The organism is Bradyrhizobium hipponense (assembly GCF_008123965.1).
Lineage (GTDB): Bacteria > Pseudomonadota > Alphaproteobacteria > Rhizobiales > Xanthobacteraceae > Bradyrhizobium > Bradyrhizobium hipponense.
The window spans coordinates 135,249-159,440 of sequence record NZ_VSTH01000018.1; the positions used below are offsets into that span (position 1 = coordinate 135,249).

The window sequence follows — 24,192 nt, forward strand, 5'->3', positions numbered from 1 at the left end:
AGGCAGCGCGATCGATGCGGCAATGAGAAGTGCGAAAACGCGGTACATGGCTAACCCCTCCCTGGCGCGAACAATGCAATCGCCGGCGATCGGCGTGCTGCGATGGCATGGACTTCTTTGCGTTTGGATGCCGCGGCCGCTCCCTATTGGACCAACTCGCCTTCAAGTACGAACCGTCGCTCCGTCGGTCCCGTAGCCACCAGGTGGAAAGTCCCCGCCCCTTTAAGCTTCTCCAGCTTGCCGGTCCCGCTCACGACCTGCCACACACCGTTGTCGAGAAGCTTCGGCTTGCCGTCGGGGCCAGGAACGAAGATCGCCTGGATTGCCCACTTAATGTAGGCCTTGTCCCCATCGGGCTTGGTGAACTCGAGATAGCCACGGGGTTCTCCGCCGATACCCGGCACGATGTCGTGAGCGCCATATTCTGCGACCGTCGCGTCAGCGAGAACGCCTTGACCTTCGGATTTGCCTTCGCGATGGACAAGCAAAAAGAAATGCTTGCTGCCGTCGGCGAAGTCGAGACGAAGGGCTTCTTTCTGTGCGACCAGTGCGTCGAATTTGACCGTCTCCGCTTTTGCGGTGGACACGGCAACTGCCGTCAGTCCGACGATGAGTGCATATTTGATCGCAAGCTGTTTCATGGCTCTGCTCCTCGTTAAAACAATCGACAGATTACAACCGCGTCGTCACGGTCACCAGCCAGTCCGGCATGGCGCGCGTCAGGGCGGCCTCGACGATCTTGTCGAGGCCGGTAAGGACAAAGGCGCCGATCCCAACGAAGGTCGCACCCATCAGAGGCTTGCCGATGCACGACACGCGCGTCAACCAATCGCGCCGCGCAAAAATGGCTTGTCTTGAGCCGTAGGCGAGAGACAGGATCGGGGTTGCCGCGCCGAGACCGAAGCTGATCATGATGACGGCTGCGCTCGCGACGCTGTTGCCCTGGGCAGCGAGTCCCACCGCTGCCCCAAGCGTCGGACCTGAGCAGGGAGACCAGATCACTCCGAGCAGAGCACCAAGGACGAACTGGCCGCCGATCCCCGACGGCCGAAGTCGGTCAAGCAGGATTTGGCCCCTGGTCGCGACCGGCGTCGCGATGGTTGTCAGTCTGACCTGAAGCGCAGGAACGAGAAGAACAATCCCCAGGCCGGCCAGCAGGGCCGCAACGACGAAACGCAGCGTGGACGGATCAACTCCGACGCTAAAGCCGACCGATGCGATGACAATTCCCACGGCCGCGAATGAGGCCGAGAGGCCCGCGGCCAGCGCGAGCGGTCCCCATGCGTTCCGCTCGATCACACCGAAAAGGATGATGGGCAGAATCGGCAGCACGCAGGGCGATAACGTCGATAACGCGCCGGCAGCGTAGCCAAGCGCCAGGTTGCTGATACCGGCCACCATCAGAATGCCTTCTCGATCAATGCGTGGATGAGCGCCGGGTCGGTTTCGCCGGTCGAACGCGCAACCTCTTTGATGCCCCGGAAAACGATGAGCGTGCTCTGGTACTGGACGCGAAATCGCTTCAGCACATCCTTCGCTTTGTCGAAATCGACCTCATAGACAACGAGATCGGGCTTTTCCTTCTCGATCTTCTCGACGATCGGCCGCTGCCGCCTGCAGGTCGGGCACCAGGATGCGGTAACGTCGACGAGGATGGCCTTATTTGCGGCTTGTGCAGATCGAAACGCTTCGGCGTCAAAGGGTTGTCCTGCCCACGCGACAAGTGACGACATGAGAAGCGTCGCCGTCGCCAGCGAGGCCAAGTGGAATCTCTGATGCATGATTTTCGGTCTCCGTCGAATACCACCCGAGCCCCAAAGCTCTCGCCGCAGTAGTTCGCTCGGAAGGCAGAAAAGGTTACCAGGGCCGCATGAGAAAAATCGGTGCGTCGGAAGAAATCGGCGGACTAAGGCAAAGACCGCAGTTCGCCCGGGCGGACGACCCACGCGTTCCGCTAATTGTTGCGAAGGTATTCGATGAGGTCATTAGCAGCGGGCGATGACCAATCCGCAGCACCCGGGATGTATCCGACGATCAATCCCGAGCTTGAGATGAGATACGTGATCGGCATCCCGTAAAGGGCGAACGGCGCGCTCCTGCTATTGCCGCTGTCCGAATGCGCCACATAGCCGTTGGGATCCAGATAGATCGGAAGGGTTCGTAGCCCGAGCGTCTTGGTGAAGTGCTCGACCGTGTCTCGACTGCTCCTATCCTCGGAAACTGCTGCTACGTGCAGATTTCCCCGCCAGGCGCCTCTGTATTGTCTGTCCAGAATTGGCAGTTCCGTTCGGCAGGCCGCACACCACGACGCCCAAAGGTTCAGAAGAATTGGTTTGCCGCGAAGGGACGAGAGGTCAACGGTGCCACCGTCCAGGCGAAAGAGCCTGATCGAAGGCAACTCCTGTTGCGGCCGAACAATCGTAAATTGATATTTGTCGGATTCGAATGTCGGGATCTCCCGCGTTTGCGGTGCCGCAAACGTGGGGGCTGCGAGGGAAGCAGCGGTTCCGATCAGTATGGAGAGGATGAAATCCCGCCGCGACGGAAGATTGACATTGGGGCGGACCACAGCTGGACCGGATCGGCTGGTCAACATTGGAAGGAACTTCGCTTCCTGCGTGCTTCAGCCGATGATCTTTCCACTTTGGTGTCGATTGACGAGGACTTGGCTCTTATAAGTTCGCTCCTGACGCGGGAAGGTTACCCGAGGAGGCCGCTGAATGACCGTCAAGCCGGCGCCGCGATACTAGCCAAACCCGCCAACGCCTAGCCCGGGCTTCGGCTACCCATAAGATCGGTTTGCTCATAAGATTGGTCGATACCGACGTAACATTCGGCGGGCCAGGAACGAACGGGTCTAGAGCGCAACTTGCGGTTTCCCGGTGCGATAGGACCGGAGACCAAGCTGGTCTTTCATTTCCGAGCTACGCTCGCCTCACGCAAACCTCGACCGTCCATGAGTCGATGGAGGTAAGGCTATAATCACGAACTCGTCGGACACCGTGCGCGCCTGTGTCTTTGACGCGTACGGCACGCTCTTCGACTTTGCGTCCGCAGCGCGGCGTTGCCGCGACGCGCTTGGCGATAGCTTCGACAAGTTGACCACCCTTTGGCGCGAAAAGCAGCTCCAATACACCTGGCTTCGCGCCGCGCAAGGACACCACGCGGACTTCTGGCAGGTCACCGGCGATGCTTTGGACTTTTCGTTGGAGACCCTGATGTTGGATCAGCAGGGTCTCCGCGATCGTTTGATGGAGCTCTATTTAACGCTCGACACGTTCCCGGAAGTGCAAAGCGTTCTCAAGCAGCTGAAGGCTGCTGGGTTAAAAACCGCGATCCTGTCGAATGGAACACCCGCGATGCTCGATTCGGCTGTGAAGAATGCGCGGATCGACAGCTTGCTTGATGCGGTGCTGTCGGTCGAAGAAGTTGGCGTCTACAAGCCGGATCCTCGAGTCTATCAGCTCGCGGTTGATCAACTTGGCATTCCAGCCTCGCAAATCTCTTTTCAGTCTTCAAACGGCTGGGATGCATACGCCGCCTCGTCCTTTGGGATGAAAGTCGTCTGGTGCAATCGCTACCGGCAGCGCAAGGAGCGTCTGCCCGGAAACCCCGACCACGAAATCGAAACACTGGCGGAGCTGCCGAGAATCGTCGGAGCGGCCCGACAAATGTAAACGCAAGTTGGGAGATAGATGTTGTGTTGAGGCTCGCCTGTCGTTGTGCGTTCTCTGACGGCGTGCCTCGCCGTTCATTTCTTGTCGCCCTTGTTGTTGGGACGGTGCTGAATGTCATCAATCAAGGGGAAGCACTCTTTGGCGCAGCGCCAATCAATTGGATCAAGATAATCCTGACTTACTTCGTGCCGTATGCCGTTTGCACATATGGAGCGGTTTCCTTCCAGATTCGCAAAATGCGCCAAGAACAGTGATGTTTTTTGGACATTGATGCTGCTGGATGCGATCGTTCTCGGCGATTTCTGGCTTCTGAGACTGGCGAGCTTGTGACCGACATCGTCAGTTGTCAGTCAATCTCCAATCGGCGATGATTTTTTCAAGATTGCTTACTCGCTCGAATGAGACAGAAACCCGAGCTTCGGCTCGGACACGCATATTTCGCTGCAAAATAAAGAAAAATTGGTGCACCCGACACGATTCGAACGTGTGACCTTTGCCTTCGGAGGGCAGCGGTCAGGAGCGCAGACGATCTCTTGGTCGCGGCGTATGTACGGGCGGCGTTTATCTCAGGCGGCCAAGCGCAACGCGTTGCAAAGGCGCTGCGAAATCGATCCGCTTTTCGGCACGTCATACACAAGCGTCGACGACTATCACATGAGCTTGCCGCGGGTTGAATTGGACAACATCAACCAGCCTGATGATAGGAGATTCAAGCCTGAGCGCCTCCGTCGATCGGCATCGCCTTCTAGGGATCGAGCCAGTGGTCGATCCGATCAGCCCAATGCTGCATCAGCTTCGTGCCCGAGCCGAAAAGCGCGAGCGGTCCGTCGCTCATGTCGAATTTCGGTCGCGCGGCGCGGCAGCCGACGTCGGTCAGATCTGCTTTGGGTTGGCGCCCGCGCCATCGTTCTTGCGGGCCATCTGCTCGATTCCGTTGTTCGGAATCGCGAAATTCGCCGCGATCGTTTAATTTCCCGATGCCAACAAAAATACCAACAAAACGGACGGCTGCCGTGAACTTCTACATGTGTTCTCAATGCGCCGCAAAAAAATCAGGAATCGAATCTTAGGCTTAAGTTATTGTTATTGCTTGTATTTTCTGGCTGGTGCCCCTGGCCGGAATCGAACCAGCACTCCTTGCGGAACTCGATTTTGAGTCGAGCGCGTCTACCAGTTCCGCCACAGGGGCCCCCGGTCAGCCCCGAAGCGGGCGTCGCGAAGCCGGCGGACTATAGCCATGGACAAAGCCGGGTCAACCCGCGCCAAAGTGATGTCCGCCGTTCTCGACAGCCGCATGGGCGGGGTCTAGAGGCTTAAGGCCAAGCCCTGTCGGAAAGAGGCCGCCGTGACGACCCAGAGTGCCGCAATACCCGCGTTCAGGAAGGCCGGCGCCGGCCCCGCGCTGACCGCCTCGCTCGCGGTCACGCTGATCGCCGCAGTCACGATCGCCGGCGCTTGGTTCTTCCAGCTCGTGCTCGAGATCCTGCCCTGTCCGCTCTGCCTGGAGCAGCGCTACGCGTATTATCTGGCGATCCCGCTCGGCGCGCTCACCGCCGTTGCGGCGAGAAGCGGCGCGCCGCGGCCGCTGCTGCTCGCGGGCCTTGCGATCCTTGTGCTCGCCGCGCTCGCCAATGCCGGGCTCGGCACCTATCACTCCGGCGTCGAATGGGGTTTTTGGAAGGGCCCGACCGACTGCTCCGGTCCCGTCGTCAATCTCGGCAGCGCCACCGATCTGTTGTCGCGGCTCGACACCGTGAAGGTGGTCCGCTGCGACGAGGTGCAGTGGCGCTTCCTCGGCCTCTCGCTCGCCGGCTACAATGTGCTGATCTCGCTGCTGATGGCGGCGATTGCGGCGTGGGGATTCGTGCGGACGGCGAGGCGCACGTAGCTGCGTAGGGTGGGCAAAGCGCAGCGTGCCCACCATTTTTTAACGACGCTGCGGTTGCATGGTGGGCACGGCGCTACTGCGCCTTTGCCCACCCCTACTGGATCAAGACCACCTAATCATCCACGTCGTCCTGGGGGCGGCCGAACAGGTGCACGATGCCGGGGGTCGCGATCGTTACGAACACGAAGCGCGACAGATGATGGGCGCCGACGAAGATCGGGTCGATGTGCAGCGTCAGGGCCAGTGCCAGCATCGCGTCCATGGCGCCGGGCGCGAAGGCGACGACGACGTCGGACAACTTCACTTGCGTCGTGAGCGCCACGATCGCAACGAAAATGCCGGAGACGGCGATTGCGACGGCGAACGAGCCCAGCGCCGCGCTGATGTGGCCAGCGAGCGTCTTGATCCGCATCCGCGCGAAGCGGCTGCCGATCAGCGCGCCGATGCCGACCAGCGCCACGCCGCGCCCCCAGTCCGGCAGCCCGCCCTCGACCCAGCCTGCGCCATGCAGCACGCTCGAGCCGATCATGGCGCCGAACATCCAGCTCGCCGGAAATTTGATCAGCCGCAGGACCAGCGCCAGCGCCAGCGAGGCGGCGACCAGCTCGACGAGTTCGAGCGGCGAGGCGATCGTCGTCGTCAACGACGGCGCGGCGGAGGGCGTGATGCCTGCCAGCGCCAGCACCAGCGGCAATGCTGCCGTGAGGATGATGACGCGCATGGTCTGCACCACCGCGATGCCCGGCAGGTCTGCGCCGCGCTCGACCGCCAAAATCGTGATCTGCGACAGCGCGCCGGGGCTGCCGGCGAGGAAGGCCGACGTGCGGTCCCAGCCATGGATGCGCTGGAGATAATAGCTCGAGCCGAAGGTCGAGCAGAAGGTTGCGAGCGCCAATAGTCCGACGGTCAGCGGATAGGCGCCGACCTGCTGAATCAAATGGCGCGAGACGACGGAGCCCAGGGAAATGCCGAGCAGCACTAGCACGATCTGGGTCAGGAGCGGCGGCAGCATGAGCTGGCGTCCGGCGATTGCGGCGATCCCGACGGCAATCATGGAGCCCGAGATCAGCCCGCCGGGAAGGCCCGCGACGACAAACACGAGGCCACCAGCCGTGCCGATGACGATTGTTTCCGCCGTGCTCAAGACCTTGGCGCGGCTCGGCCATTCGAACGGCAGGGAGGCGGTGATTTGCTTCACGCCTCCTTATCGCAAATCGGCGAGGGGCGCACAATTGCAGCTATGTCATGCCGCAATGCGCGCGCGTCTCGTCGAAGCCGATGAGGATCGTGACGGATCTACTTCTTGTCGGTGGCCGGGGCGGCGGTACCGGCCTTCGCGGTCTTGATGCACTCGGAGCGGAATTTCTTGCGCTCCTTGCCGTGCAGGCCCTTGGCGTCTGCCTGCTTGGAGCATTCGAGTGACTCGGCAGAGTGCTCCTTCGGAGCCTTCTTGTCTGTGGGGGCGGCGGTTGTGGTCTTGGTCTCGGTCTTGGCTGCCGGCGCCGCAGTCTGCGCGAAAGCGGTGCCGGTGACCAGCAGCGAAGCGAGGGCGACGGCGGCGAGGCGAGAGGTGAAGGTCATGGTGTTGCACTCATCTTGCGAGAATTGGGAAGGGCGCGAAAGTCGGCTCGCGTTGCTGAACGCGACATGAATAATTCGGACCGCGGGATCAGTATATTTTTGCCGCGAACGCTATCGCTTCCTTGTCGGAAGCCGACGGCACGCTAGGATAGCAATCCTCGTTTCGCGTCCGTCGGGAAAGACCAAGGAGGAGACCTCAGGATGACCATTCAGACAAAATTGTTGTGTGCGATTGCGGTGTCGGCTGTCGCCGCATTGGCGGCGTCTGCGCCGGCACAGGCGCTGACCTCGCAGGAATGCAGCGCGAAATATCAGGCGGCCAAGAAAGACGGCTCGCTCGGCACCATGAAGTGGAATGACTTCCGCAAGGCCCAGTGCGGTGCGGATGCAACGCCCGCCGCTGCGCCAACCGCGGCTGCCCCGGCCGCGCCCGCGGCTCCGGCTGAGCCGAAGCAGGCCAAAAAGGAGGCGGCCCCCGCTGCCTCTCCAGCGCCGACCCTGCCGGCCGGACCCGCGATCTATCCGAACGCGGTGGACCCGAAATATGCCAAAGAGACCGCCGGCAAGGCCCGCCTGCACACCTGCGTCGACCAGTACAATGCCAACAAGGCCACGAACGGCAATGGCGGCATGAAGTGGATCGAGAAGGGCGGCGGCTACTACAGCGAGTGCAACAAGAAGCTGAAGGGCGCCGCCTGAGGCTTCGGGACGATGCGGAGGCCGGAGTTAAGCTCCGGCCTCTCTTGCTTCAGTCCAACAGTTTCTCGGCCGATTTGGTCACGAGCTGCGATCGCTTGCGCGGGCCTCGCTCGACGAAAAGCAGGCTCTGTCCGAAGATGAAGCAGTAGAACAGGAAGGCCTGCGCGTCGGCTTCCTCGGCCGCCAGCCCGGTGGCGCGATAGAGTTCGGCAACGTGCTTGAGCCGCGCCGCATCGACGCTTGTGACCGCCGCCGCCGCGCGCTCGTCCGAGCGGGCCCACTGCCGGATCGCAAGCTCGATCGCCATGCCGTCCGGGTTCAGACGCTCGGAATAGAGCTGGATCACGGCCCTCAATCGCTCGCGAGGGGCTTGTCCGTCGAGGCTCGTCTGCTGCGCGATCGCCGCCACGCGCCCCTCGCGCCACCGCTCCAGCATGGCACCGAGCAGCGCGGCTCGGTCGGCGAAGCGGCGATAGAAGCCGCCCTTGGTGACGCCCAAATTCTTGGCGAGCACCTCGACCCGCACCCCCTCGATCCCCGCGCGGGCAAGCTCGGCAAACCCCGCCTCGACCCAGATATCGTCCTTGCCGTCGCTCATGAAGAAGGCCTCACTGGTTCTTGATACGGTACCGTATTGCTAACGCGGAAGACGGCTGATACGCTACCGTATCAACGATCAAGGGTGGGAGTTGCGATGGAGCCGGAGGCGACCTATCGCGGCACGGTCTATCCGTGGCAATGCGACCACGTCGGGCATATGAACATCATGTGGTACGTCGGCAAATTCGACGAGGCCAACTGGAATCTGTTCGCCCGGCTCGGGCTGACGCCGAGCTATCTGCGCAGCTCCGGCCGCGGCATGGCGGCGGTGCAGCAGAACATCACCTACAAGCGCGAGCTGCTCGCCGGCGATATCGTCGAGATCCGCAGTATCCTGCTGGAGGTCCGCGACAAGTCGATCCGCTTCCGGCATGAGATGGCCAATGCCGAGACCGGCGAGATCGCGGCGATCTACGAGATCACGGGCGTGCACATGGACTGTCAGGCGCGCAAGTCGACGCCGTTCGCGGATGCCATTCGCGAAACTGCGATGAAGCGGCTCGTCGAGCGAGCCGAGGCATAGCGATGGCGTCATTCGAGCCGAAGAATCCCGGCTACGGCGCCGCTGCCACGGCAATGTTTGACGCCCAGCCGGCGATGCGCACGCTCGGCATCTCGATCGTCCGTCTTGCGCCGGGCGAGGTCGAGCTGGCAATGCCGCATTCGCCCGCCTACACGCAGCAGAATGGTTTCATCCACGCCGGCATCATCACCGCAGGGCTCGACAACGCCTGCGGCGTTGCAGCCTTCACCTTGATGCCGCGTGAAGCCGATATCCTGACGGTCGAGTTCAAGACCACGCTGCTCGCGCCCGCCCGCGGCGAGCGCTTCATCTTCAAGGCCGAGGTCGTCAAGCCGGGCCGGACGCTCAGTTTCTGCGAGGCCAGGGCCTTTGCCGAGCACGAGGGCAAGACAACGTTGATCGCTACCATGTCCGGCACGCTGATGGCGATGCTGCCGCGTGTTGCGGCTCCGCAGGCGCCGAACACGACGCACCCTTAGCGCGCCGATTGACAAGCCTGCCGGCGTATCCCTTGATGCGAGCGTCATGCTTTCGAGTCTCAGCCTCATCCTGCTCTGCCAGTTGATCGGCGAAGCCGTTGTGCGCGGGCTCGGCCTGCCCTTGCCGGGACCCGTGCTCGGCCTGCTGCTGCTCCTGATCCTGCTGCTTGCGCGCGATCGTTTTGTGCTGCTCGCACGCGGGCCGCTGCGCAACGAAGGCGTCGAGATGGCGAGCAAGGGGCTGCTGGCCCATCTCTCGCTGCTGTTCGTGCCGGCCGGCGTCGGCGTCGTGCAGAAGCTCGATCTGCTCGCATCGCACGGCATTGCCATCGTCCTGGTGCTCGCGCTCTCGGTGGTCGCGACCCTGCTCGCAACCGTGCTGACCTTCCGCCTGGTCAGCCGCCTGCTCAGGCAGCAGGATGCGCGATGACGGATAATCCGTTTTCGCTCTGGGTCTATCTCTCGCAGTCGCCGCTGCTGTGGCTGACCGTGACGCTGCTGGTCTATGCGTCCACCGATGCGGTGTCGCTGGCGACGCGGCGGCATCCGCTCGCCAACCCCGTGCTGCATGCGATGTGGATCATTGGCGCATTCCTGCTTTTGACCGGCACGTCCTACACGACCTATTTCGCCGGCGCGCAGTTCGTGCACTTCCTGCTCGGGCCCGCCACCGTGGCGCTCGCGGTGCCGCTCTACGAGAACCGCACGCGTGTGGTCGCCTCCATTGTGCCGATGCTGGTGGCGCTGGTCGCGGGCTCGGTCACGGCGGTGGTATCGGTGGTGCTGCTGGCAGAACTCGCCGGGCTGCCGCGCGACGTGGTGCTGTCGCTGGCGCCGAAATCGGTCACGGCCGGCGTCGCCATGGGCATCAGCGAATCCCTGCACGCCGATCCATCACTGACCGCGGTCTCGGTCATTCTCACCGGCATCATGGGCGCCATCATCGTGACGCCGCTGATGAATCGTACCGGTGTCACTGACTTCCGTGCCCGCGGGTTTGCCGCCGGCCTTGCCGCGCACGGCATCGGCACCGCGCGCGCTTTCCAGGTCGACGAGATCGCCGGCGTCTTCTCCGGCATTGCCATGAGCCTGAACGCGCTGGTGACCTCGTTCCTGGTGCCGCTGGCGGTCACGCTGCTGGTGCGGTGACATCGCCGCCGCGACACTCTATATGGTCTGTAACAATTTCCATGGTCTGTAACAATTTCCGGTTCTGAGCGTATCAATGGCGATGGGACCGAAACGGGACGAGATATGACTGGATTCAGAAAGAGCGGCAGCCTTGTGCCGACGCGACGTGCGGCGCTGAGACTGATCGGCGCCGGTGCCCTCGCAGCGGGCGGCATCAACGCGGCACTCGCGGCCGCCGAGAATGACGAGGTGCTCACCGAAGCCAAGGTGCTGCGCGATCCCGACGTCCCGGTCGCGGGCGATCCCGACGGCAACATCACGATCGTCGAATGGTCCGATTACAACTGCCCCTATTGCAGAAAGCTCGAGCCCGAGCTGCGCCAGGTCATCCAGGACGACGGCAAAGTGCGGCTGGTCATGAAGGATTGGCCAATCCTCGGGCCGGTGTCGGTCACGGCGGCGCGGATGGCGCTCGCGGCAAGATTCCAGGACAAGTACCACCAGGCCCATGAGGCCATGATGGGCGTCAGCTCGCGGCTGACCGAGCCGCGCATCAACGAACTTTTGGCGGGCGCCGGTGTCGACATGGACCGTCTCAAGCGCGATCTCGCCGAACACGCCAAGAACATCGACGCGGTCCTCAAGCGCAACAACGAGCAGGCCGAAGCCTTCGGCTTCCGCGGCACCCCATCCTTCATCGTCGGAAAGTACCGCGTGCCGGGCGTGCTCAGCATGACCGAGTTCGAGCAGGTCATCGCCGACGCCCGCAAGGCCAAGATGAACTGACGCGCCATCGCTGATCGGAGCCAACACAAAGGCGCCGCCGCGGATCGCGGCGGCGCCTCGTTCATTGTCCGGCAGCGTTATTTCGAGGAGATGCGGACCCAGTCCTTGTGGGCGCGGTCGCGCAACGCGTCCCAATCGGCCTTCGCGACATCCCAGTTCACGATAGTGCGCTTAGTGGTCGCGACCTCGCCATTGGCGACCGATGACGTCTGCATGGAATCATAGACATAGACGCCGCAGGCGAGCAGCAGCGCGCCCAAAATCATTCCGAAAAAAGTCTGCATGGCGAACCTCCGGTGACCGGCGATAACGTCGGCCCGGAGCGATGGTTCCGCAGCAGTGCGGCGCAGATAAGGACGGGTTGTTCATTCCTCATTCAGCCACCGCAACAGCTCCGCGTTGATCTCGCGCGGATAGGTATGGCTGAGATCGTCGATCTCGCGATAGGTGACGTCCGCGCCGGCGGCCGAGAGCGCTATCTGCGTCTGCCGCGCGGTCTGCACCGGAAACATCCAGTCGAGCTTGCCGTGGGTGATGAAGATCGGCAGGCCCCGCATGCGCGCGGCGTCGGCCATTTCCGCCATCAATGGATGGAAGGTCGCGGACACCGGCGCAAGATGTGTGAAGGGCGAACTGCCCTCCAGCCCCGTGACGTAGCAGAAGGTGCCGCCGTCGCTCATGCCGGTCAGCAGCAGGCGCGAGGCATCGATGGTCCAGCGGCTGCGCACGGTCTCGAGGATGCGCATGAGGTTGGGCGTGTCGGTATCATCGCCCATCAGCGCCCAGGTCTGGCCGCTTGCGGTCGGCGTCACCAGGATCGCACCCAGGCTGCGGGCCTCGCGCAGCCAGCTCCACAGGAATCCACGGCCGTTACCGCTACCGCCATGCAGCGCCATCACCAGCGGCCAGGCGCGGTCGTGCCTGTAATATTCGGGCACATAGACCGAGAAGCCGCCACGGCTGCCGGGCTCGTTGTGATCATGGAAGATGCCGGTGTGCTCGCCCGCGTCCGACGCGAGCCGGGCCAGCAGGCTCTCGTCCTCGCGGCTGGCAACGTTGAGGAAGAAGCTGCTTACCGGCGGAAACTGCGCCGCGAGCGGATAGAGCGCCTCCTGCGCGCGGGGAAAATGGCGCAGCGCGCGGAAGACCGCGACCAGGTCGCCGTTGCCGCGCTCGACATCGCGCAGCCCGGCGAAGGCGGCCAGTGTCTCGTCGCAGGCGCGATCCAGCTGGCTGCGGAGACCGGCGAACTGCTCCGGCCACTCCCCGATCGTCGCGCGTGCCGCTTGCAGCGCCTCCTCGGGCGCGCCGAACGCGTTCATCACGGAGGCAAAGACCGGCGGATGCAGGTTGCGCTGGAAGAAGCCGAGCGCTTCCAGTGCATTGAGCAACGGCGGCAGAACGGCCACGATGTCGTCGACCACGGCCTCGGTCATCGCCGCTTCCTCGGGCTTCAGGGTCAGTGCAGCTTGGGCGCCTTCAGGAGCTTGAAGCGGTCGGTAGACGTCACCGTCACGTCGAAGGTGACGCCCTCATGGTCCACGGTGAGCGGCACATCAATGCCGGCGGCGCCGAGCGCCCACATCTTCTTGTAGAATGCCGTCTGGCTCGTGACCTTGTCGCCGTCCACCGCGAGGATGACGTCGCCGGTCTTGAGTTCGGCGTGGGCGGCCGGACCGTTGGCGGAAATGCCGATCACCATCACGCGGTTGTCGATCTCGGTGGAGTACAGTCCGAGCCACGGCCGTGCCGGCTTGTTGACGCGCCCGAACTTGCGCAGATCGTCGAGGATCGGGCTCAACAGGTCGATCGGCACGATCATGTTGACATGCTCGGCCTTGCCGTCGCGCTCACGTTCGAGCTGGAGCGAGCCGATGCCGATCAACTCGCCGCGCTCGTTGAGCAGCGCCGTGCCGCCCCAATTGGGATGGGCGGGATAGGTGAAGATGGCCTCGTCGAGCAGATATTCCCAGTAGCCGGCGAATTCCTGCTTGGCCACGATCTGGCTCGCAACCGACCGCGTACGTCCACCGGCGCCGCCGACCACGACACGGTCACCGAGCCGGGTTTCCGCCGACGAGCCGAGCGGCAGCGGCGCGACGTCCAGTTGGCCGAGCGCCTGCACCAGGCCGAAGCCGGACTCGGAATCGAATCCGAGCACATGCCCTTCCACCACGCGTCCGTCGCCGAGATGCAGCCACACGGACTCCGCTTCGGTGATGAGATAGCCGATGGTGAGCACCAGCCCGTCGTCGATCACGACGCCGTTGCCGGCGCGCTCGGTGCCCAGCGTCTCGGCGCTGAAGGCGTCCGGGGGTATGATGGCGTGCAGGCCGACGACTGAAGCGAGCGCATGGTCGAGATCGAAGCCGTAATCGCTCGCACGCGGTTGATTGGCCGGCGGCACCCTCCATTCGGTCAAAGCGGGCATGGAGTTCTCCTGGCTGAGAGCATTGCTCCGCAAATTGCTGCGGACGATGCACGAAGCACGCATAATTTAGGCCGGAGAAGGCCGTCTTGAAAGCCTCGCTCCCAACTATTCCGGAGAACGGCGTGTGAAATCTTCGAAAGGCGGAGGAACAGTTCGTGCCCGGTCGGCAGGCGGCTTCCGATCCGGCATCGGCCGCATGGCTGCTGTTCGGCGAGGTGCTAGGCGGGGTGCAATGAAGCTGCTAACCATTGCCGCTTCGTTTTGACCAAGAGATCACGGACCGAAACATGGACAACCGCAGCGACATCTGGCGTGGCATTGACACGATCAAGGCACGTTTCATCGACCTTAGCGATAAGGTCTGGGGTATGCCGGAGGTCTGCTACACCGAGGCGCGGTCCGCCGCCGAGCATCTCGCCGAGTTGCGTCATCAGGGCTTCCGCATCACCGAGAACGTCGCGGGCATACCGACTGCGGTGATCGGCGAATGGGGCGAGGGCGGACCGGTCATCGCCTTCATGGGTGAATATGATGCGTTGCCGGGCCTTAGCCAGGAGGCGGGCGTCGCCGAGCATCGTCCGGTCGAGACCGGCGGCCATGGTCATGGCTGCGGTCATAATCTGCTCGGCTCCGCCGCGTTGCTCGCCGCGACCGCGGTGAAGGACTGGCTCGCCGAGAACAAGGTGCCGGGGCGGGTGCGTTATTATGGCTGTCCGGCTGAAGAAGGCGGCGCGGCAAAAGCCTTCATGGTGCGCTCCGGTGCATTCGAAGACGCCGATATCGCCATCACCTGGCATCCACACAGCTTCTGGGAAGTCGCGGTGACGCCGTCGCTCGCCAACACCCGGGCCGACTTCATCTTCACCGGTCGTACCTCGCACGCCGCGGCCTCGCCGCATCTTGGCCGCTCCGCGCTCGATGCGGTGGAGCTGATGAATGTCGGCGTCAACTACATGCGCGAGCACATGCCGAGCGACGCGCGCGTGCATTACGCGCTGCTCGACACCGGCGGCATCGCCCCCAACGTGGTGCAGGCCCATGCGCGGGTACGCTACTCCATTCGTGCCCGTGATCTGCCAGGCATGAACGAACTGGTTGGGCGCGTGAGCAAGATCGCAGAGGGCGCGGCGCTGATGACCGAGACCAAGGTGGAGATGAAGATCATCTCCGCGGTCTCCAACATCCTGCCGAATACCCCGCTGGAGCAGGCGCTGCACCGGGTTATGGAAGAGCTTGGACCGCCGCATTTCGACGACGCGGACAAGGGCTTCGCGACCCAGATCCGGGCGACGCTGACCGATAAGGACATCGAGTCGGTCTATTATGCGATCGGCATGGAGCCGACCGATCGGCCGCTGGCCGATTTCCTGGTGCCGCTCGATGCCAAGCGCAATCCGCTTGTAGGCTCGACCGACGTCGGCGATGTCAGCTGGGTGGTGCCGACCGTGCAGGTTCACGCGCCCACGGTTGCAATCGGCACCCCGTTCCACACCTGGCAGGTGGTGGCGCAGGGCAAGAGCGCGCACGCCCACAAGGCCATGGTGCAGGCGGCCAAGGCGATGGCCGCAATCGGCATCAAGGCGCTCACGGAACCGGAGCTCATTGAGGCTGCGAAGGCCGACCTTGAGAGGCGAACGGCCAAGACACCCTACGTGTGCCCGCTGCCGGATCATGTCGCGCCGCCGCTGGACATGTCCGTCGCGTAGAATTTCGTCTCGATACTTCGTCTGATCCGGCGAACAAATTTTCCGCAGCGCAATGTGGATTCCGGCGTGTTTTGCCGCCGGATTGCCGACCGCTTGGGCTGCGGAACGCACTTTTGCCCAACGGACAGCCAGAAGACCGTTTGCATACACACAGTCGCAGTTGACGCGCACCCCATTCGGTGTGCCATCTACCGCCAGCCAAACCCGGCGGCCGCCTCGCGCGGACGCCTGCATCCATACGGAACCAGACGGGGGACAACCATGCTGGATAAAAAACTGCGTTCGATGATCGGCGATGTGAAGGACGGGCGGATGGATCGTCGCGCCTTCATCCAGCGCATGGCCGCTGTCGGTCTGACTGCCCCGCTCGCCTACCAGATCCTCGCTCTCGGCGGCGTCGCCATGGCGGAGGGCCCCTCGACCTACAAGCCGACCAAGCGCGGCGGCGGCGGTGCGCTGAAACTGCTGTGGTGGCAGGGACCCACCCTGCTCAACCCGCATTTCGCCACTGGCACCAAGGACCAGGACGGATCGCGCCTGTTCTATGAGCCGCTCGCTTGCTGGGACCCCGACGGCAACATGAAGCTGGTTCTGGCGGCTGAAATTCCCTCGATCCAGAACGGCGGGCTCGCTGCGGATGGCAAGTCGGTGACCTGGAAGCTCAAGCCGGGCGTCAAGTGGCACGACGGCAAGCCCTTCACCGCCGACGACGTCGTGTTCAACTGGGAATACGCCAAGGATCCGGCGACGGCAGCGGTGAGCATCGCCGTCTATCGCGATATCACGGTGGAGAAGGTCGACGATCTCACCGTGCGCATCCTGTTTCCGAAGCCGACCCCGTTCTGGGCCGATGCGTTCGTGGGAGCCGCCGCCGGACAGATCATCCCCAAGCATCTGTTCAACGACTACAAGGGCGCCAAATCCCGCGAAGCGCCCAACAACCTCTTGCCGATCGGCACCGGTCCGTACAAGTTCCTTGAGTTCAAGCCGGGCGATCTCGTCCGTGGTGAACTCAATCCCGACTATCACATGCCGAACCGGCCGTATTTCGACACGCTCGAAATGAAGGGCGGCGGCGATGCCGTCTCGGCCGCGCGCGCGGTGATCCAGACCGGCGAGTACGATTTCGGCTACAACATCCAGGTGGAAGACGACGTGCTGCTGCGCCTGGAGAAGGGCGGCAAAGGCAAGGCCGTCTACGCCGTGGGCGGTGACACCGAGTTCATCGTGCTGAACTCGACCGATCCCAACACTGAGGTGGACGGCGAGCGCTCCTCGATGAAGACCAAGCACCCGCTGTTCTCCGACCCCGCGGTGCGCAAGGCGCTGTCGATGCTGGTCGATCGCGAGTCGGTGAAGAAGGCGATCTATGGCCGCGCCGGCCGCACCACCGCCAATTTCCTCAACGGTCCCGAAAAGTTCGTATCCAAGAACAACACCTGGGAATTCAGCATCGAGAAGGCTTCGAAGATCCTCGATGACGCCGGCTGGAAGCCGGGGGCGGATGGCATCCGCGAGAAGGACGGCAAGAAGCTGAAGCTGCTGTACCAGACCTCGATCAATGGCCCGCGCCAGAAGACGCAGGCCATCGTCAAACAGGCCTGCCAGAAGGCGGGCATCGACGTCGAGCTGAAATCGGTCGTCGCCTCTGTGTTCTTCTCCTCCGACGTCGGCAATCCTGATACCTACCCCAAGTTCTACGCCGACATGGAGATGTTCCAGATCCCAATGAGTCAGCCCGACCCGGCTCAGCACATGCGGCGCTATATCTCCAGCAACGTCGCGACCAAGGAGAATAAGTGGCAGGGCCCGAACTTCACGCGCTGGGCCAACAAGGATTACGACGCGATCATCGAAGCCGCGGAAGGCGAGATGGATCCCGTCAAGCGGGCGGCACTCTATATCAAGGCCAATGACCTCTTGATTCAGGAGGTCGTCTTCATCCCGGTGCAGCACCGTCTCAAGGTGGAAGCCGTTGCCAACAACTTGCAGTGCGTGATCAGCGGTTGGGCCAACGAGACCGATAACCTGTTCGACTGGTACCGGGAGGCATGATCGCGCGGGCGTAAACGGGACATTTCCCTATGAGTCAGTACGTCCTGCGTCGCTTCCTGATCGCGATTCCGAGCTTGCTCGGAATCTCGGTCGTGCTGTTCGTCGTGCTCGCGCTCGCTCCGGGCGATCCGTTCTCCGAGCTGGCGACAAACCCGAACGTGCCGCCCGAAGTGCAGGCCGCGCTTCGGGCCAAGTTCGGCCTCGACGACCCGATCTATCTTCGCTACCTGCACTGGCTCAACGCCATGTTGCACGGCGACTGGGGCTTCTCCTTCGTCAGCCGGATGGATGTCGACCAGCTCATCCTCCAGCGCCTGCCGGCCACGCTCTACGTGATCGGCTCGGCCCAGATCCTGGCGCTGTTGATCGCGATCCCGGTCGGCGTCTATGCCGCGACGAAACCTTATTCGCTGTTCGATCAGGTCGCCAATACGCTCGCCTTCGTCGGCTTTTCGCTGCCGACCTTCTTCACCGGCATCCTGTTCATCCTGGTCTTCTCGATCACGCTTGACTGGCTGCCCTTCGTCTACACGACCAATATCAAGGGCACCGGCATCCTCTGGGTGCTCGAGATGATCCGGCAGGCGATCATGCCGGTGGCGGTGCTCGGCCTGTTCCAGGCGGCGTCGATGACGCGCTTCGTGCGCTCGGCAATGCTCGACGTGATCCGGCTCGACTACGTCACCACGGCGCGCGCCAAGGGTCTTGGCCAAGCCAAGGTGATCGTCAAGCACGTCATGCGCAATGCGATGATCCCGGTGGTCACGCTCATTGCGTTGCAGATGCCGGCGGTGTTCGGCGGCGCGATCGTCACCGAGCAGATTTTTCGCATTCCCGGCATCGGTTCGCTGCTGATCTCCTCCATTCTCTCCAATGACACCCCGGTGGTGATGGCCGTGACCTTTGTGTTCGCCTGCCTGGTGGTGCTCTTCAATCTCATCGCGGATGTGCTGTATGGCTGGCTTGACCCTCGCATCTCCCTCCGCTGAGCGGCGGGTCTACTCGCCCTGGCGCGAGACGTGGCGGCGTTACAGCCGCCACAAGCTCGCCGTGGTCAGCGCATTCTTGCTGCTCATTCTCATTCTCGCCGTCGTGGTCGGTCCCTTCATCTGGCGCGTCAAGATCGACGACATCGATATCGTGGCGGGAATGCAGGGGCCCTCGCTCGCCCATCCCTTCGGCACCGACGATCTCGGCCAGGATATTCTGGCGCGCATGATCTATGGCGGGCGCATCTCGCTCGCGGTCGGGCTCGCGGCCATGCTGGTCTCTGTCTTCATCGGCACTCTCGTTGGTGCGCTCGCCGGCATGTCGCGCGGCGCGCTCGGCCACGGCCTGATGTGGCTTACCGACCTCTTCCTGTCGCTGCCGCAATTGCCGCTCCTGCTGCTGCTCATCTATCTCTTCCGCGACGGACTGAAGGTCGCATTCGGCCCCGAGGGCGGTATTTTCATCCTGATCGTGCTTGTCATCGGCGGCCTGCGCTGGATGCCGGTTGCGCGGCTGGTGCGCGCGCAGTTCCTGTCGATCCGCGAGAAGGAGTTCGTCGAGGCCGCCCGCGCCCTTGGCGCAAGTCCGGTGCGCCAGGTGGTACGGCACATCCTGCCCAATGCGCTCGGTCCGGTGATCATCGCCGGCACCATCGACGTTGCCGCCGCCATCATCGCCGAGTCCACGCTGTCCTTCCTCGGTCTCGGCTTCCCCCCGGATACGCCGACCTGGGGACGGCTGCTGTATGACGCCAAGGACTTTCTCGACATCGGCCCGCACTGGGCGCTGTTTCCGGGCGGCGCGATCTTCATCGCGGTGGTCGCCATCAATTTCATCGGCGACGGTCTGCGTGACGCGCTCGATGCGCGACGGGTGATTTGATGGCGCCGCTGCTGCAAATCAAGGGCCTCAAAACCCACTTCTCCACCGACGACGGCATCTTGCAGGCCGTCGACGGCGTCGACATCTCCATCAACAGGGGCGAGACGCTCTGCGTCGTCGGCGAATCCGGCTGCGGCAAGACGGTCACCGCGATGTCGATCCTGAAGCTGATCGCGATGCCGCCGGGCCGCATCGCGGCGGGCGAGATCATCTTCGAGGGCCGCGATCTGGTGCCGCTGACGAGCAACCAGCTCGACGAGATCCGCGCCAAGGAAATCGGCTTCATCTTCCAGGAGCCGATGACCTCGCTCAATCCCGTGCTCACCATCGGCGAGCAGATCGCCGAGAGCCTGCGTCGCCACGAGGCCGTCACCAGGAAGCAGGCGCTCGAGCGCACCATCGAGATGCTGAAGCTGGTGCAGATCCCCAACGCCGAAGGCCGCGTGCACAACTATCCGCACCAGTTTTCCGGCGGCATGCGCCAGCGCGTGATGATCGCGATGGCGCTCGCCTGCAAGCCCAAGCTGATCATCGCCGACGAGCCCACCACCGCGCTCGACGTCACCATCCAGGCGCAGATCCTCGACCTCTTGCAGGACATGAAGGAGCGCTTTGGCATGGCGGTGATGCTGATCACCCACGCCATGGGTGTCGTCGCCGAGACCGCGCAGCGCGTCGTCGTGATGTATGCCGGCAAGGTGGTGGAGGAGGCGGGCGTCGACGAGCTGTTCGCCGACCCGCGCCACCCCTATACGCAAGGGTTGATCCGCTCGATCCCGCGCATCGACCTCGACGCCGAGCACAAGACGCGGCTGGAGGCGATCGGAGGATCGGTTCCGATCCTGATCAATCCACCGGTCGGCTGCCGTTTTGCCGCGCGCTGCCGCCACGCAATGAGCATCTGCACCGAGAAGGAGCCGCTCTTGCGCGAAATCGCGCCCGGCCACCGCATGGCATGTCACTTGGGAGATTCGCATCTGGGAGACGCGGCATGAGCGAGCCCTTGCTGCAGGTCTCCAACCTGAAGAAGCATTTTCCCGTGCTCGGCGGCCTGCTGTCGCGCCAGGTCGGCAGCGTCTATGCGGTCGACGGCGTGTCGTTCTCGGTCAATCGCGGCGAGACGCTCGGCCTGGTCGGCGAATCCGGCTGCGGCAAGTCGACGACAGGGCGCTGCGTGCTGCGCCTGATCGAGCCGACCGACGGCGAGGTCACCTTCGACGGCCAAGACGTGCGCAAGCTCGGTGGCAACGATCTGCGCGCGATGCGGCGAAACATGCAGCTCGTGTTCCAGGATCCGTTCGCCTCGCTGAATCCGCGCATGACGGTCGGCGCCATTCTCGGCGAGGCGCTCGTCATCCATAAGCTCGGCGCATCGGCCAAAGAGCGTGAGGAGCGCGTCGCGAGCCTGCTCGTGAAGGTCGGCCTCAAGGCCGAGCACATGCGCCGCTACCCGCACGAGTTCTCCGGCGGCCAGCGCCAGCGCATCGTGATCGCCCGCGCACTCGCGGTCGAGCCGAAACTGATCGTCTGCGACGAGCCGGTGTCCGCGCTCGACGTGTCGATCCAGGCGCAGGTCATCAATCTGCTGGAAGATCTCCAGGCCGAGCTGAACCTGACCTATCTCTTCGTCGCGCATGATCTCTCGGTGGTCGAGCACATCTCCGACCGCGTCGCGGTGATGTATCTCGGCCGCATTGTCGAGCTTGCCAAGGCCAGCGATCTCTACCGCAACCCGCAGCATCCCTATACCAAGGCGCTGCTCTCGGCCGTGCCGGTGCCTGATCCCAAGCTCAAGCGCAGCCGCATCCGACTCAAGGGCGACGTGCCGAGCCCGATGAAGCCGCCATCAGGTTGTCACTTTCACACCCGCTGTCCGATCGCCCAGCCGCGCTGTTCGGAGAGCGCGCCGGAGCTGAGGGAAGGGGCGGGCGGGCATTTTGTGGCGTGCCATCTGGCGTGAGATGCGCGTCGGGCCGTTGTGTTTCCTATCGACGATTTACGCCCGCTGCTTGCCGCGGATGCGCTGAGCGCGCTTGATCGGATTGCCCGGACCTTCCGAGACGGTACGCAATGCGCCGCTCGGCGTATCCGTTCGTACCGCATCGACCAGCCAATCACGGAAGGCGCACATGCCAGCCGTCAGCTCCTTCGATTTCAGCCAGGTCAGCCAGTAAGATCCGGCCGCGACCTCTGCGGAAAAGGGCCGGGCGAGCCGACCCGTCTCCACCTCGCGCCGAAACATTGCGATCGGAACAAGGGCAATGCCGACGCCGCGCGCCGCGGTTTCGGCCATCGCGAGGGAGCTGTCGAAGATCGGTCCCTGGATCATCGGGCAGGGCGCGCCCGCCACCGCGAACCAGAGCGGCCACTCCTCGGCGCGATAGGATCGCAACAGATTCTGCCCCACGAGATCGGCCGGGTTTCGCAAGCGCGCCGCGATGTCAGGATGACAAACGGCCGAGAGCGGCGCGGCCATCAGATGGATCGCCTCTGTGCCGTGCCAGGAACCGTCGCCAAAGCGAAGCGCAAGATCGAGCCCGTCGCCTGCGATATCCACGCGATTATTGTTGGTGAGCAGGCGTAGGTCGACATAGGGATGCGAATGTCGAAAGCGATCCAGGCGCTGTAGCAGCCACCCCGTTGCGAAGGTGCCGACGCAGCCAACTGTTACGACCTCGCGCGTTTCCTTCGCTTCGATCCGCTCGATCGCGCCGCTGATGCGACTGAACGCATCCGCCAGGACCGGGAAAAGCGCCAGTCCTTCGTCCGTCAGTGTAAGCCCCCGTGGAAGGCGCCTGAAGAGACTTGAGCCCAACATCTCCTCAAGCTGCTTGACCTGGTGGCTGATCGCGGTCTGCGTCACCCGCAACTCGAGACCTGCCTTTGTAAAGCTCAAATGCCTCGCCGAAGCCTCAAAGGCACGCAGGGCGTTCAATGGAAGATGTTTGCGCACGGACATGATGACCAAGTTAAATTCATGGCTCGACATATAAATGATCGTTTGTGCGCCGTCACGACGTTGGCCATGTTCGCGCCGCCACGGGAGAATGAACATGCTGATGAGGCGGCAATTTGGACTTGGGTTTTTGGGCATTGCGGCTGCTCTGGTGTTGCCGCAGTCGAACGAGTCATGTGCCGCGGGGGAGCGGAAATCGCCCTTGGAGGAGGAACTCGCCCGCATCGAGCGCGACAGCCTCGGGCGACTGGGAGTCGCGGTTCTCGACACCGAAACCGGGCTTGAGACTGGCTTGCGCGCCGGCGAACGCTTCCCCATGTGCAGCACCTTCAAATGCCTGGCTTCGGCGGCCGTTCTGAAACGCGTCGATCGTGCGGAATTGGGGCTCGAACAACTCATTCGCTTCGAGGCAAAGGACGTCGTGCAGTATTCGCCTGCGACCAAGGACCGTGTCGCCGCCGGAATGACTCTTGCCGAAATCTGCGAGGCCGCGCTCACGCAGAGCGATAATACGGCCGGCAATCTGCTGCTGCGTCAAATCGGCGGCCCCGACGGCCTCACCAGCTTTCTGCGCTCGCTTGGCGACAACGTAAGCCGACTCGATCGATGGGAAGTGGAGCTGAACGAGGCGCTTCCGGATGATCCGCGCGACACCACCAGCCCGGCCGCAATGTTGCAGAATCTGCATCGCCTGATGGTCGGCGATGCGTTATCGGCGGCCTCGCGTCAGAGGCTGACGGATTGGATGGTCGCCAATAAGACCGGCGATACCCGTCTTCGTGCTGGCGTGCCCCGTGGCTGGCGCGTCGCCGACAAGACCGGCGCCGGCGATCGTGGCACGACCAACGACGTCGGTGTCTTCTGGCCGCCCGGTCGCAAGCCGGTCCTCGTTGCGGCCTATCTGACCGGCTCCCAAGGATCGCCGGAGAAGCGCAACGCTACGATTGCGGAGGTGGGCCGCCTTGTCGCGGAAACTGTTGTGGGACAGGCCGTCAAATGAGCGCAGAGAAGCCGTGCCCTTGCGGCTCGCGCGCGGCTTCCGTTTTGGTCAGGCGCTTTTTGCGATCGTGTCAGGACCCGTTCCATCAATTTCGAGCCGGTGGACCAGCCCCACCAGGATCGTATCGACAAGCTCGAAGGTGTCGTCGGCATGCTGGACTAGCGAATGCGCGAGATTGGCGACATCGACTTCGGCGTTTCTGAGTTCGGTATTGCGCGTTGCCCATTCGCGCCAGCCGCTCAAACCGAGGATGGCGAAGCAGGCGAGCATGACGAAACCCGCCGCCCAGAGCGGAAGACGCGTCTTTCCGAGGTCGCGGCCCGTACTCATCGGGGCTTGCTCCATTTCGGCGCAAACCTCTCACTTTGGCCTTAGCGGGCTGTTGCGTCTTCCGCGCTGATTGTGCGAACTCCGTATTCGGCCGGAGGCGCTCGTCGATATGTCGACGGATTATCGTTGAAGGATATTGACCACGGCGACCTCGCGCCGGATTCGTCTGGCGCCGCTGCTCATTTGTCCAGCGTAAATCCGACGCGCAGCGTCACCTGGTAGTGGCGCACGGCGTTGTTCTCGATGTGGCCGCGTGTCTGCACGACCTCGAACCATTTCATCTCGCGAACGGTCTTTGCGGCGCGGCTGATCGCGTTCTTGATCGCATCCTCGATCGATGTCTCGGACGATCCGACCAGTTCCAGGATCTTGTAGACGTGATCCTTCTCGGCTGTAGGCATCGTGAGCCTCCCTTGGTTGGCTGGTTGCGCTGCGGTGCCCGCCGCCGCGTGACCTCCCATCTGAACGGACGCCGGCC

29 protein-coding genes and 2 tRNA genes are annotated in these 24,192 nt (G+C 63.2%); 16 read left to right on the forward strand and 15 right to left on the reverse strand.

The genetic code is table 11. From position 1 onward, the window contains the following. Positions 1–143: 143 nt before the first annotated feature. From FXV83_RS05980 to FXV83_RS05995, 4 genes are all read right to left on the reverse strand, one after another. Positions 144–641 carry a hypothetical protein gene (locus FXV83_RS05980; protein ID WP_210250719.1) on the reverse strand — a complete coding sequence of 166 codons (498 nt, stop codon included), beginning with the start codon at positions 639–641 and terminating at the stop codon, positions 144–146. A 31-nt stretch (positions 642–672) separates the two neighbouring features. Continuing rightward, positions 673–1,401, reverse strand: coding sequence for a cytochrome c biogenesis CcdA family protein (locus tag FXV83_RS05985; protein WP_148738272.1), 729 nt, complete (start codon positions 1,399–1,401; stop codon positions 673–675). After that, positions 1,401–1,763 carry a thioredoxin family protein gene (locus FXV83_RS05990; RefSeq protein ID WP_235939319.1) on the reverse strand — a complete coding sequence of 121 codons (363 nt, stop codon included), beginning with the start codon at positions 1,761–1,763 and terminating at the stop codon, positions 1,401–1,403. Before FXV83_RS05990 ends, FXV83_RS05985 begins: the two co-directional genes overlap by 1 nt. A 191-nt stretch (positions 1,764–1,954) precedes the next feature. Beyond that, on the reverse strand, positions 1,955–2,596 hold the full coding sequence (locus tag FXV83_RS05995) for a TlpA disulfide reductase family protein (RefSeq protein WP_148738274.1): 642 nt from the start codon (positions 2,594–2,596) through the stop codon (positions 1,955–1,957). Positions 2,597–3,002: 406 nt separating this feature from the next. Between FXV83_RS05995 and FXV83_RS06000 the strand changes: the two genes are divergently transcribed. Further along, entirely contained in the window at positions 3,003–3,677 is a 675-nt protein-coding gene (locus tag FXV83_RS06000) for a haloacid dehalogenase type II (RefSeq protein WP_235939320.1), read from the forward strand. Positions 3,678–3,700: 23 nt separating this feature from the next. Beyond that, the gene (nrtS, locus tag FXV83_RS06005; RefSeq protein WP_148738276.1) at positions 3,701–3,931 is read left to right on the forward strand and encodes a nitrate/nitrite transporter NrtS; all 231 of its coding nucleotides are present in this window, start codon (positions 3,701–3,703) and stop codon (positions 3,929–3,931) included. Positions 3,932–4,137: 206 nt separating this feature from the next. Here the strand turns inward: nrtS and FXV83_RS06010 are convergent. Continuing rightward, positions 4,138–4,236: transfer RNA gene (locus tag FXV83_RS06010), tRNA-OTHER, on the reverse strand. Between the two features lie 545 nt (positions 4,237–4,781). Further along, positions 4,782–4,866: transfer RNA gene (locus FXV83_RS06020), tRNA-Leu, on the reverse strand. Positions 4,867–5,022: 156 nt separating this feature from the next. Between FXV83_RS06020 and FXV83_RS06025 the strand changes: the two genes are divergently transcribed. Next, positions 5,023–5,565 carry a disulfide bond formation protein B gene (locus FXV83_RS06025; protein ID WP_148738277.1) on the forward strand — a complete coding sequence of 181 codons (543 nt, stop codon included), beginning with the start codon at positions 5,023–5,025 and terminating at the stop codon, positions 5,563–5,565. 112 nt (positions 5,566–5,677) lie between these two features. Here the strand turns inward: FXV83_RS06025 and FXV83_RS06030 are convergent, their stop codons facing one another. Both FXV83_RS06030 and FXV83_RS06035 read right to left on the reverse strand, forming a co-directional pair. After that, positions 5,678–6,763, reverse strand: coding sequence for an AbrB family transcriptional regulator (locus tag FXV83_RS06030; RefSeq protein WP_148738278.1), 1,086 nt, complete (start codon positions 6,761–6,763; stop codon positions 5,678–5,680). A gap of 98 nt (positions 6,764–6,861) precedes the next feature. Further along, positions 6,862–7,146, reverse strand: a complete 285-nt coding sequence (locus FXV83_RS06035; protein ID WP_187435691.1) for a PsiF family protein — start codon at positions 7,144–7,146, stop codon at positions 6,862–6,864. Between the two features lie 201 nt (positions 7,147–7,347). On the opposite strand from FXV83_RS06035, the gene FXV83_RS06040 reads away from it, so the two are divergent. Continuing rightward, positions 7,348–7,845, forward strand: a complete 498-nt coding sequence (locus FXV83_RS06040) for a hypothetical protein (RefSeq protein ID WP_148738280.1) — start codon at positions 7,348–7,350, stop codon at positions 7,843–7,845. 49 nt (positions 7,846–7,894) lie between these two features. On the opposite strand, the gene FXV83_RS06045 is transcribed toward FXV83_RS06040, so the two are convergent. Continuing rightward, a complete protein-coding gene (locus tag FXV83_RS06045; protein WP_148738281.1) occupies positions 7,895–8,443 on the reverse strand; it encodes a TetR/AcrR family transcriptional regulator in 549 nt (182 codons plus the stop codon). A gap of 96 nt (positions 8,444–8,539) precedes the next feature. On the opposite strand from FXV83_RS06045, the gene FXV83_RS06050 reads away from it, so the two are divergent. The 5 genes from FXV83_RS06050 to FXV83_RS06070 all read left to right on the forward strand — a co-directional run bounded on the left by FXV83_RS06050 (position 8,540) and on the right by FXV83_RS06070 (position 11,364). Beyond that, a complete protein-coding gene (locus tag FXV83_RS06050; RefSeq protein ID WP_148738282.1) occupies positions 8,540–8,968 on the forward strand; it encodes an acyl-CoA thioesterase in 429 nt (142 codons plus the stop codon). Positions 8,969–8,970: 2 nt separating this feature from the next. Continuing rightward, entirely contained in the window at positions 8,971–9,447 is a 477-nt protein-coding gene (locus FXV83_RS06055) for a PaaI family thioesterase (protein WP_148738283.1), read from the forward strand. 46 nt (positions 9,448–9,493) lie between these two features. Next, positions 9,494–9,877 (forward strand): CidA/LrgA family protein, encoded by a 384-nt coding sequence (locus FXV83_RS06060; RefSeq protein WP_148738284.1) that lies wholly within the window; start codon positions 9,494–9,496, stop codon positions 9,875–9,877. Further along, positions 9,874–10,596: an LrgB family protein gene (locus tag FXV83_RS06065; RefSeq protein WP_148738285.1), complete on the forward strand. Its 723-nt coding sequence runs from the start codon at positions 9,874–9,876 to the stop codon at positions 10,594–10,596. The genes FXV83_RS06060 and FXV83_RS06065 overlap by 4 nt, the downstream gene beginning before the upstream one ends. 105 nt (positions 10,597–10,701) lie before the next feature. Beyond that, complete coding sequence (locus tag FXV83_RS06070) at positions 10,702–11,364, forward strand: DsbA family protein (protein ID WP_187435692.1); 663 nt, start codon at positions 10,702–10,704, stop codon at positions 11,362–11,364. Positions 11,365–11,441: 77 nt separating this feature from the next. Here FXV83_RS06070 and FXV83_RS06075 read toward each other — a convergent pair whose 3' ends face one another. The 3 genes from FXV83_RS06075 to FXV83_RS06085 form a co-directional block, all read right to left on the reverse strand. Next, entirely contained in the window at positions 11,442–11,648 is a 207-nt protein-coding gene (locus FXV83_RS06075) for a hypothetical protein (protein ID WP_148738287.1), read from the reverse strand. Between the two features lie 81 nt (positions 11,649–11,729). Continuing rightward, positions 11,730–12,800, reverse strand: a complete 1,071-nt coding sequence (locus FXV83_RS06080; RefSeq protein WP_148738288.1) for a carboxylesterase family protein — start codon at positions 12,798–12,800, stop codon at positions 11,730–11,732. Positions 12,801–12,823: 23 nt separating this feature from the next. Beyond that, complete coding sequence (locus FXV83_RS06085; protein WP_148738289.1) at positions 12,824–13,795, reverse strand: S1C family serine protease; 972 nt, start codon at positions 13,793–13,795, stop codon at positions 12,824–12,826. Positions 13,796–14,082: 287 nt separating this feature from the next. Here FXV83_RS06085 and FXV83_RS06090 point away from each other — a divergent pair, with 287 nt between their 5' ends. The 6 genes from FXV83_RS06090 to FXV83_RS06115 all read left to right on the forward strand — a co-directional run bounded on the left by FXV83_RS06090 (position 14,083) and on the right by FXV83_RS06115 (position 21,388). Continuing rightward, positions 14,083–15,501, forward strand: a complete 1,419-nt coding sequence (locus FXV83_RS06090; protein ID WP_148738290.1) for a M20 family metallopeptidase — start codon at positions 14,083–14,085, stop codon at positions 15,499–15,501. Positions 15,502–15,762: 261 nt separating this feature from the next. Next, entirely contained in the window at positions 15,763–17,556 is a 1,794-nt protein-coding gene (locus FXV83_RS06095) for a peptide ABC transporter substrate-binding protein (protein ID WP_148738291.1), read from the forward strand. 29 nt (positions 17,557–17,585) lie between these two features. Next, positions 17,586–18,545 carry an ABC transporter permease gene (locus tag FXV83_RS06100; protein ID WP_148738292.1) on the forward strand — a complete coding sequence of 320 codons (960 nt, stop codon included), beginning with the start codon at positions 17,586–17,588 and terminating at the stop codon, positions 18,543–18,545. After that, a complete protein-coding gene (locus FXV83_RS06105) occupies positions 18,511–19,428 on the forward strand; it encodes an ABC transporter permease (protein WP_148738293.1) in 918 nt (305 codons plus the stop codon). The genes FXV83_RS06100 and FXV83_RS06105 overlap by 35 nt, the downstream gene beginning before the upstream one ends. Next, positions 19,428–20,423 (forward strand): ABC transporter ATP-binding protein, encoded by a 996-nt coding sequence (locus tag FXV83_RS06110; protein ID WP_148738294.1) that lies wholly within the window; start codon positions 19,428–19,430, stop codon positions 20,421–20,423. Before FXV83_RS06105 ends, FXV83_RS06110 begins: the two co-directional genes overlap by 1 nt. Continuing rightward, the gene (locus FXV83_RS06115; RefSeq protein WP_148738295.1) at positions 20,420–21,388 is read left to right on the forward strand and encodes an ABC transporter ATP-binding protein; all 969 of its coding nucleotides are present in this window, start codon (positions 20,420–20,422) and stop codon (positions 21,386–21,388) included. The genes FXV83_RS06110 and FXV83_RS06115 overlap by 4 nt, the downstream gene beginning before the upstream one ends. Before the next feature lie 36 nt (positions 21,389–21,424). Here FXV83_RS06115 and FXV83_RS06120 read toward each other — a convergent pair whose 3' ends face one another. Further along, a complete protein-coding gene (locus FXV83_RS06120) occupies positions 21,425–22,387 on the reverse strand; it encodes a LysR family transcriptional regulator (protein ID WP_187435694.1) in 963 nt (320 codons plus the stop codon). Between the two features lie 94 nt (positions 22,388–22,481). On the opposite strand from FXV83_RS06120, the gene bla reads away from it, so the two are divergent. Then, positions 22,482–23,384 carry a class A beta-lactamase gene (bla, locus tag FXV83_RS06125; RefSeq protein WP_235939321.1) on the forward strand — a complete coding sequence of 301 codons (903 nt, stop codon included), beginning with the start codon at positions 22,482–22,484 and terminating at the stop codon, positions 23,382–23,384. Between the two features lie 48 nt (positions 23,385–23,432). Here the strand turns inward: bla and FXV83_RS06130 are convergent, their stop codons facing one another. Both FXV83_RS06130 and FXV83_RS06135 read right to left on the reverse strand, forming a co-directional pair. Further along, entirely contained in the window at positions 23,433–23,714 is a 282-nt protein-coding gene (locus FXV83_RS06130; protein WP_235939322.1) for a hypothetical protein, read from the reverse strand. Positions 23,715–23,893: 179 nt separating this feature from the next. Then, positions 23,894–24,115, reverse strand: a complete 222-nt coding sequence (locus FXV83_RS06135) for a dodecin (RefSeq protein WP_148738297.1) — start codon at positions 24,113–24,115, stop codon at positions 23,894–23,896. Between the last annotated feature and the right edge of the window lie 77 nt (positions 24,116–24,192).

Bases quoted from the DNA above. Each gene is read 5' to 3' on its own strand.
- FXV83_RS06110 (WP_148738294.1), top strand. From the start codon at position 19,428: ATGGCGCCGCTGCTGCAAATCAAGGGCCTCAAAACCCACTTCTCCACC.
- FXV83_RS06085 (WP_148738289.1), bottom strand. From the start codon at position 13,795: ATGCCCGCTTTGACCGAATGGAGGGTGCCGCCGGCCAATCAACCGCGT.
- FXV83_RS06130 (WP_235939322.1), bottom strand. From the start codon at position 23,714: ATGAGTACGGGCCGCGACCTCGGAAAGACGCGTCTTCCGCTCTGGGCG.
- FXV83_RS06080 (WP_148738288.1), bottom strand. From the start codon at position 12,800: ATGACCGAGGCCGTGGTCGACGACATCGTGGCCGTTCTGCCGCCGTTG.
- FXV83_RS06105 (WP_148738293.1), top strand. From the start codon at position 18,511: ATGGCTGGCTTGACCCTCGCATCTCCCTCCGCTGAGCGGCGGGTCTAC.
- FXV83_RS05980 (WP_210250719.1), bottom strand. From the start codon at position 641: ATGAAACAGCTTGCGATCAAATATGCACTCATCGTCGGACTGACGGCA.
- FXV83_RS06050 (WP_148738282.1), top strand. From the start codon at position 8,540: ATGGAGCCGGAGGCGACCTATCGCGGCACGGTCTATCCGTGGCAATGC.
- FXV83_RS06090 (WP_148738290.1), top strand. From the start codon at position 14,083: ATGGACAACCGCAGCGACATCTGGCGTGGCATTGACACGATCAAGGCA.
- FXV83_RS06135 (WP_148738297.1), bottom strand. From the start codon at position 24,115: ATGCCTACAGCCGAGAAGGATCACGTCTACAAGATCCTGGAACTGGTC.
- bla (WP_235939321.1), top strand. From the start codon at position 22,482: ATGCTGATGAGGCGGCAATTTGGACTTGGGTTTTTGGGCATTGCGGCT.
- FXV83_RS06045 (WP_148738281.1), bottom strand. From the start codon at position 8,443: ATGAGCGACGGCAAGGACGATATCTGGGTCGAGGCGGGGTTTGCCGAG.
- FXV83_RS06120 (WP_187435694.1), bottom strand. From the start codon at position 22,387: ATGTCCGTGCGCAAACATCTTCCATTGAACGCCCTGCGTGCCTTTGAG.
- FXV83_RS06100 (WP_148738292.1), top strand. From the start codon at position 17,586: ATGAGTCAGTACGTCCTGCGTCGCTTCCTGATCGCGATTCCGAGCTTG.
- FXV83_RS06055 (WP_148738283.1), top strand. From the start codon at position 8,971: ATGGCGTCATTCGAGCCGAAGAATCCCGGCTACGGCGCCGCTGCCACG.
- FXV83_RS05995 (WP_148738274.1), bottom strand. From the start codon at position 2,596: ATGTTGACCAGCCGATCCGGTCCAGCTGTGGTCCGCCCCAATGTCAAT.
- FXV83_RS06075 (WP_148738287.1), bottom strand. From the start codon at position 11,648: ATGCAGACTTTTTTCGGAATGATTTTGGGCGCGCTGCTGCTCGCCTGC.
- FXV83_RS06035 (WP_187435691.1), bottom strand. From the start codon at position 7,146: ATGACCTTCACCTCTCGCCTCGCCGCCGTCGCCCTCGCTTCGCTGCTG.
- FXV83_RS06115 (WP_148738295.1), top strand. From the start codon at position 20,420: ATGAGCGAGCCCTTGCTGCAGGTCTCCAACCTGAAGAAGCATTTTCCC.
- FXV83_RS05985 (WP_148738272.1), bottom strand. From the start codon at position 1,401: ATGGTGGCCGGTATCAGCAACCTGGCGCTTGGCTACGCTGCCGGCGCG.
- FXV83_RS06040 (WP_148738280.1), top strand. From the start codon at position 7,348: ATGACCATTCAGACAAAATTGTTGTGTGCGATTGCGGTGTCGGCTGTC.
- FXV83_RS06095 (WP_148738291.1), top strand. From the start codon at position 15,763: ATGCTGGATAAAAAACTGCGTTCGATGATCGGCGATGTGAAGGACGGG.
- FXV83_RS06070 (WP_187435692.1), top strand. From the start codon at position 10,702: ATGACTGGATTCAGAAAGAGCGGCAGCCTTGTGCCGACGCGACGTGCG.
- FXV83_RS06060 (WP_148738284.1), top strand. From the start codon at position 9,494: ATGCTTTCGAGTCTCAGCCTCATCCTGCTCTGCCAGTTGATCGGCGAA.
- FXV83_RS06065 (WP_148738285.1), top strand. From the start codon at position 9,874: ATGACGGATAATCCGTTTTCGCTCTGGGTCTATCTCTCGCAGTCGCCG.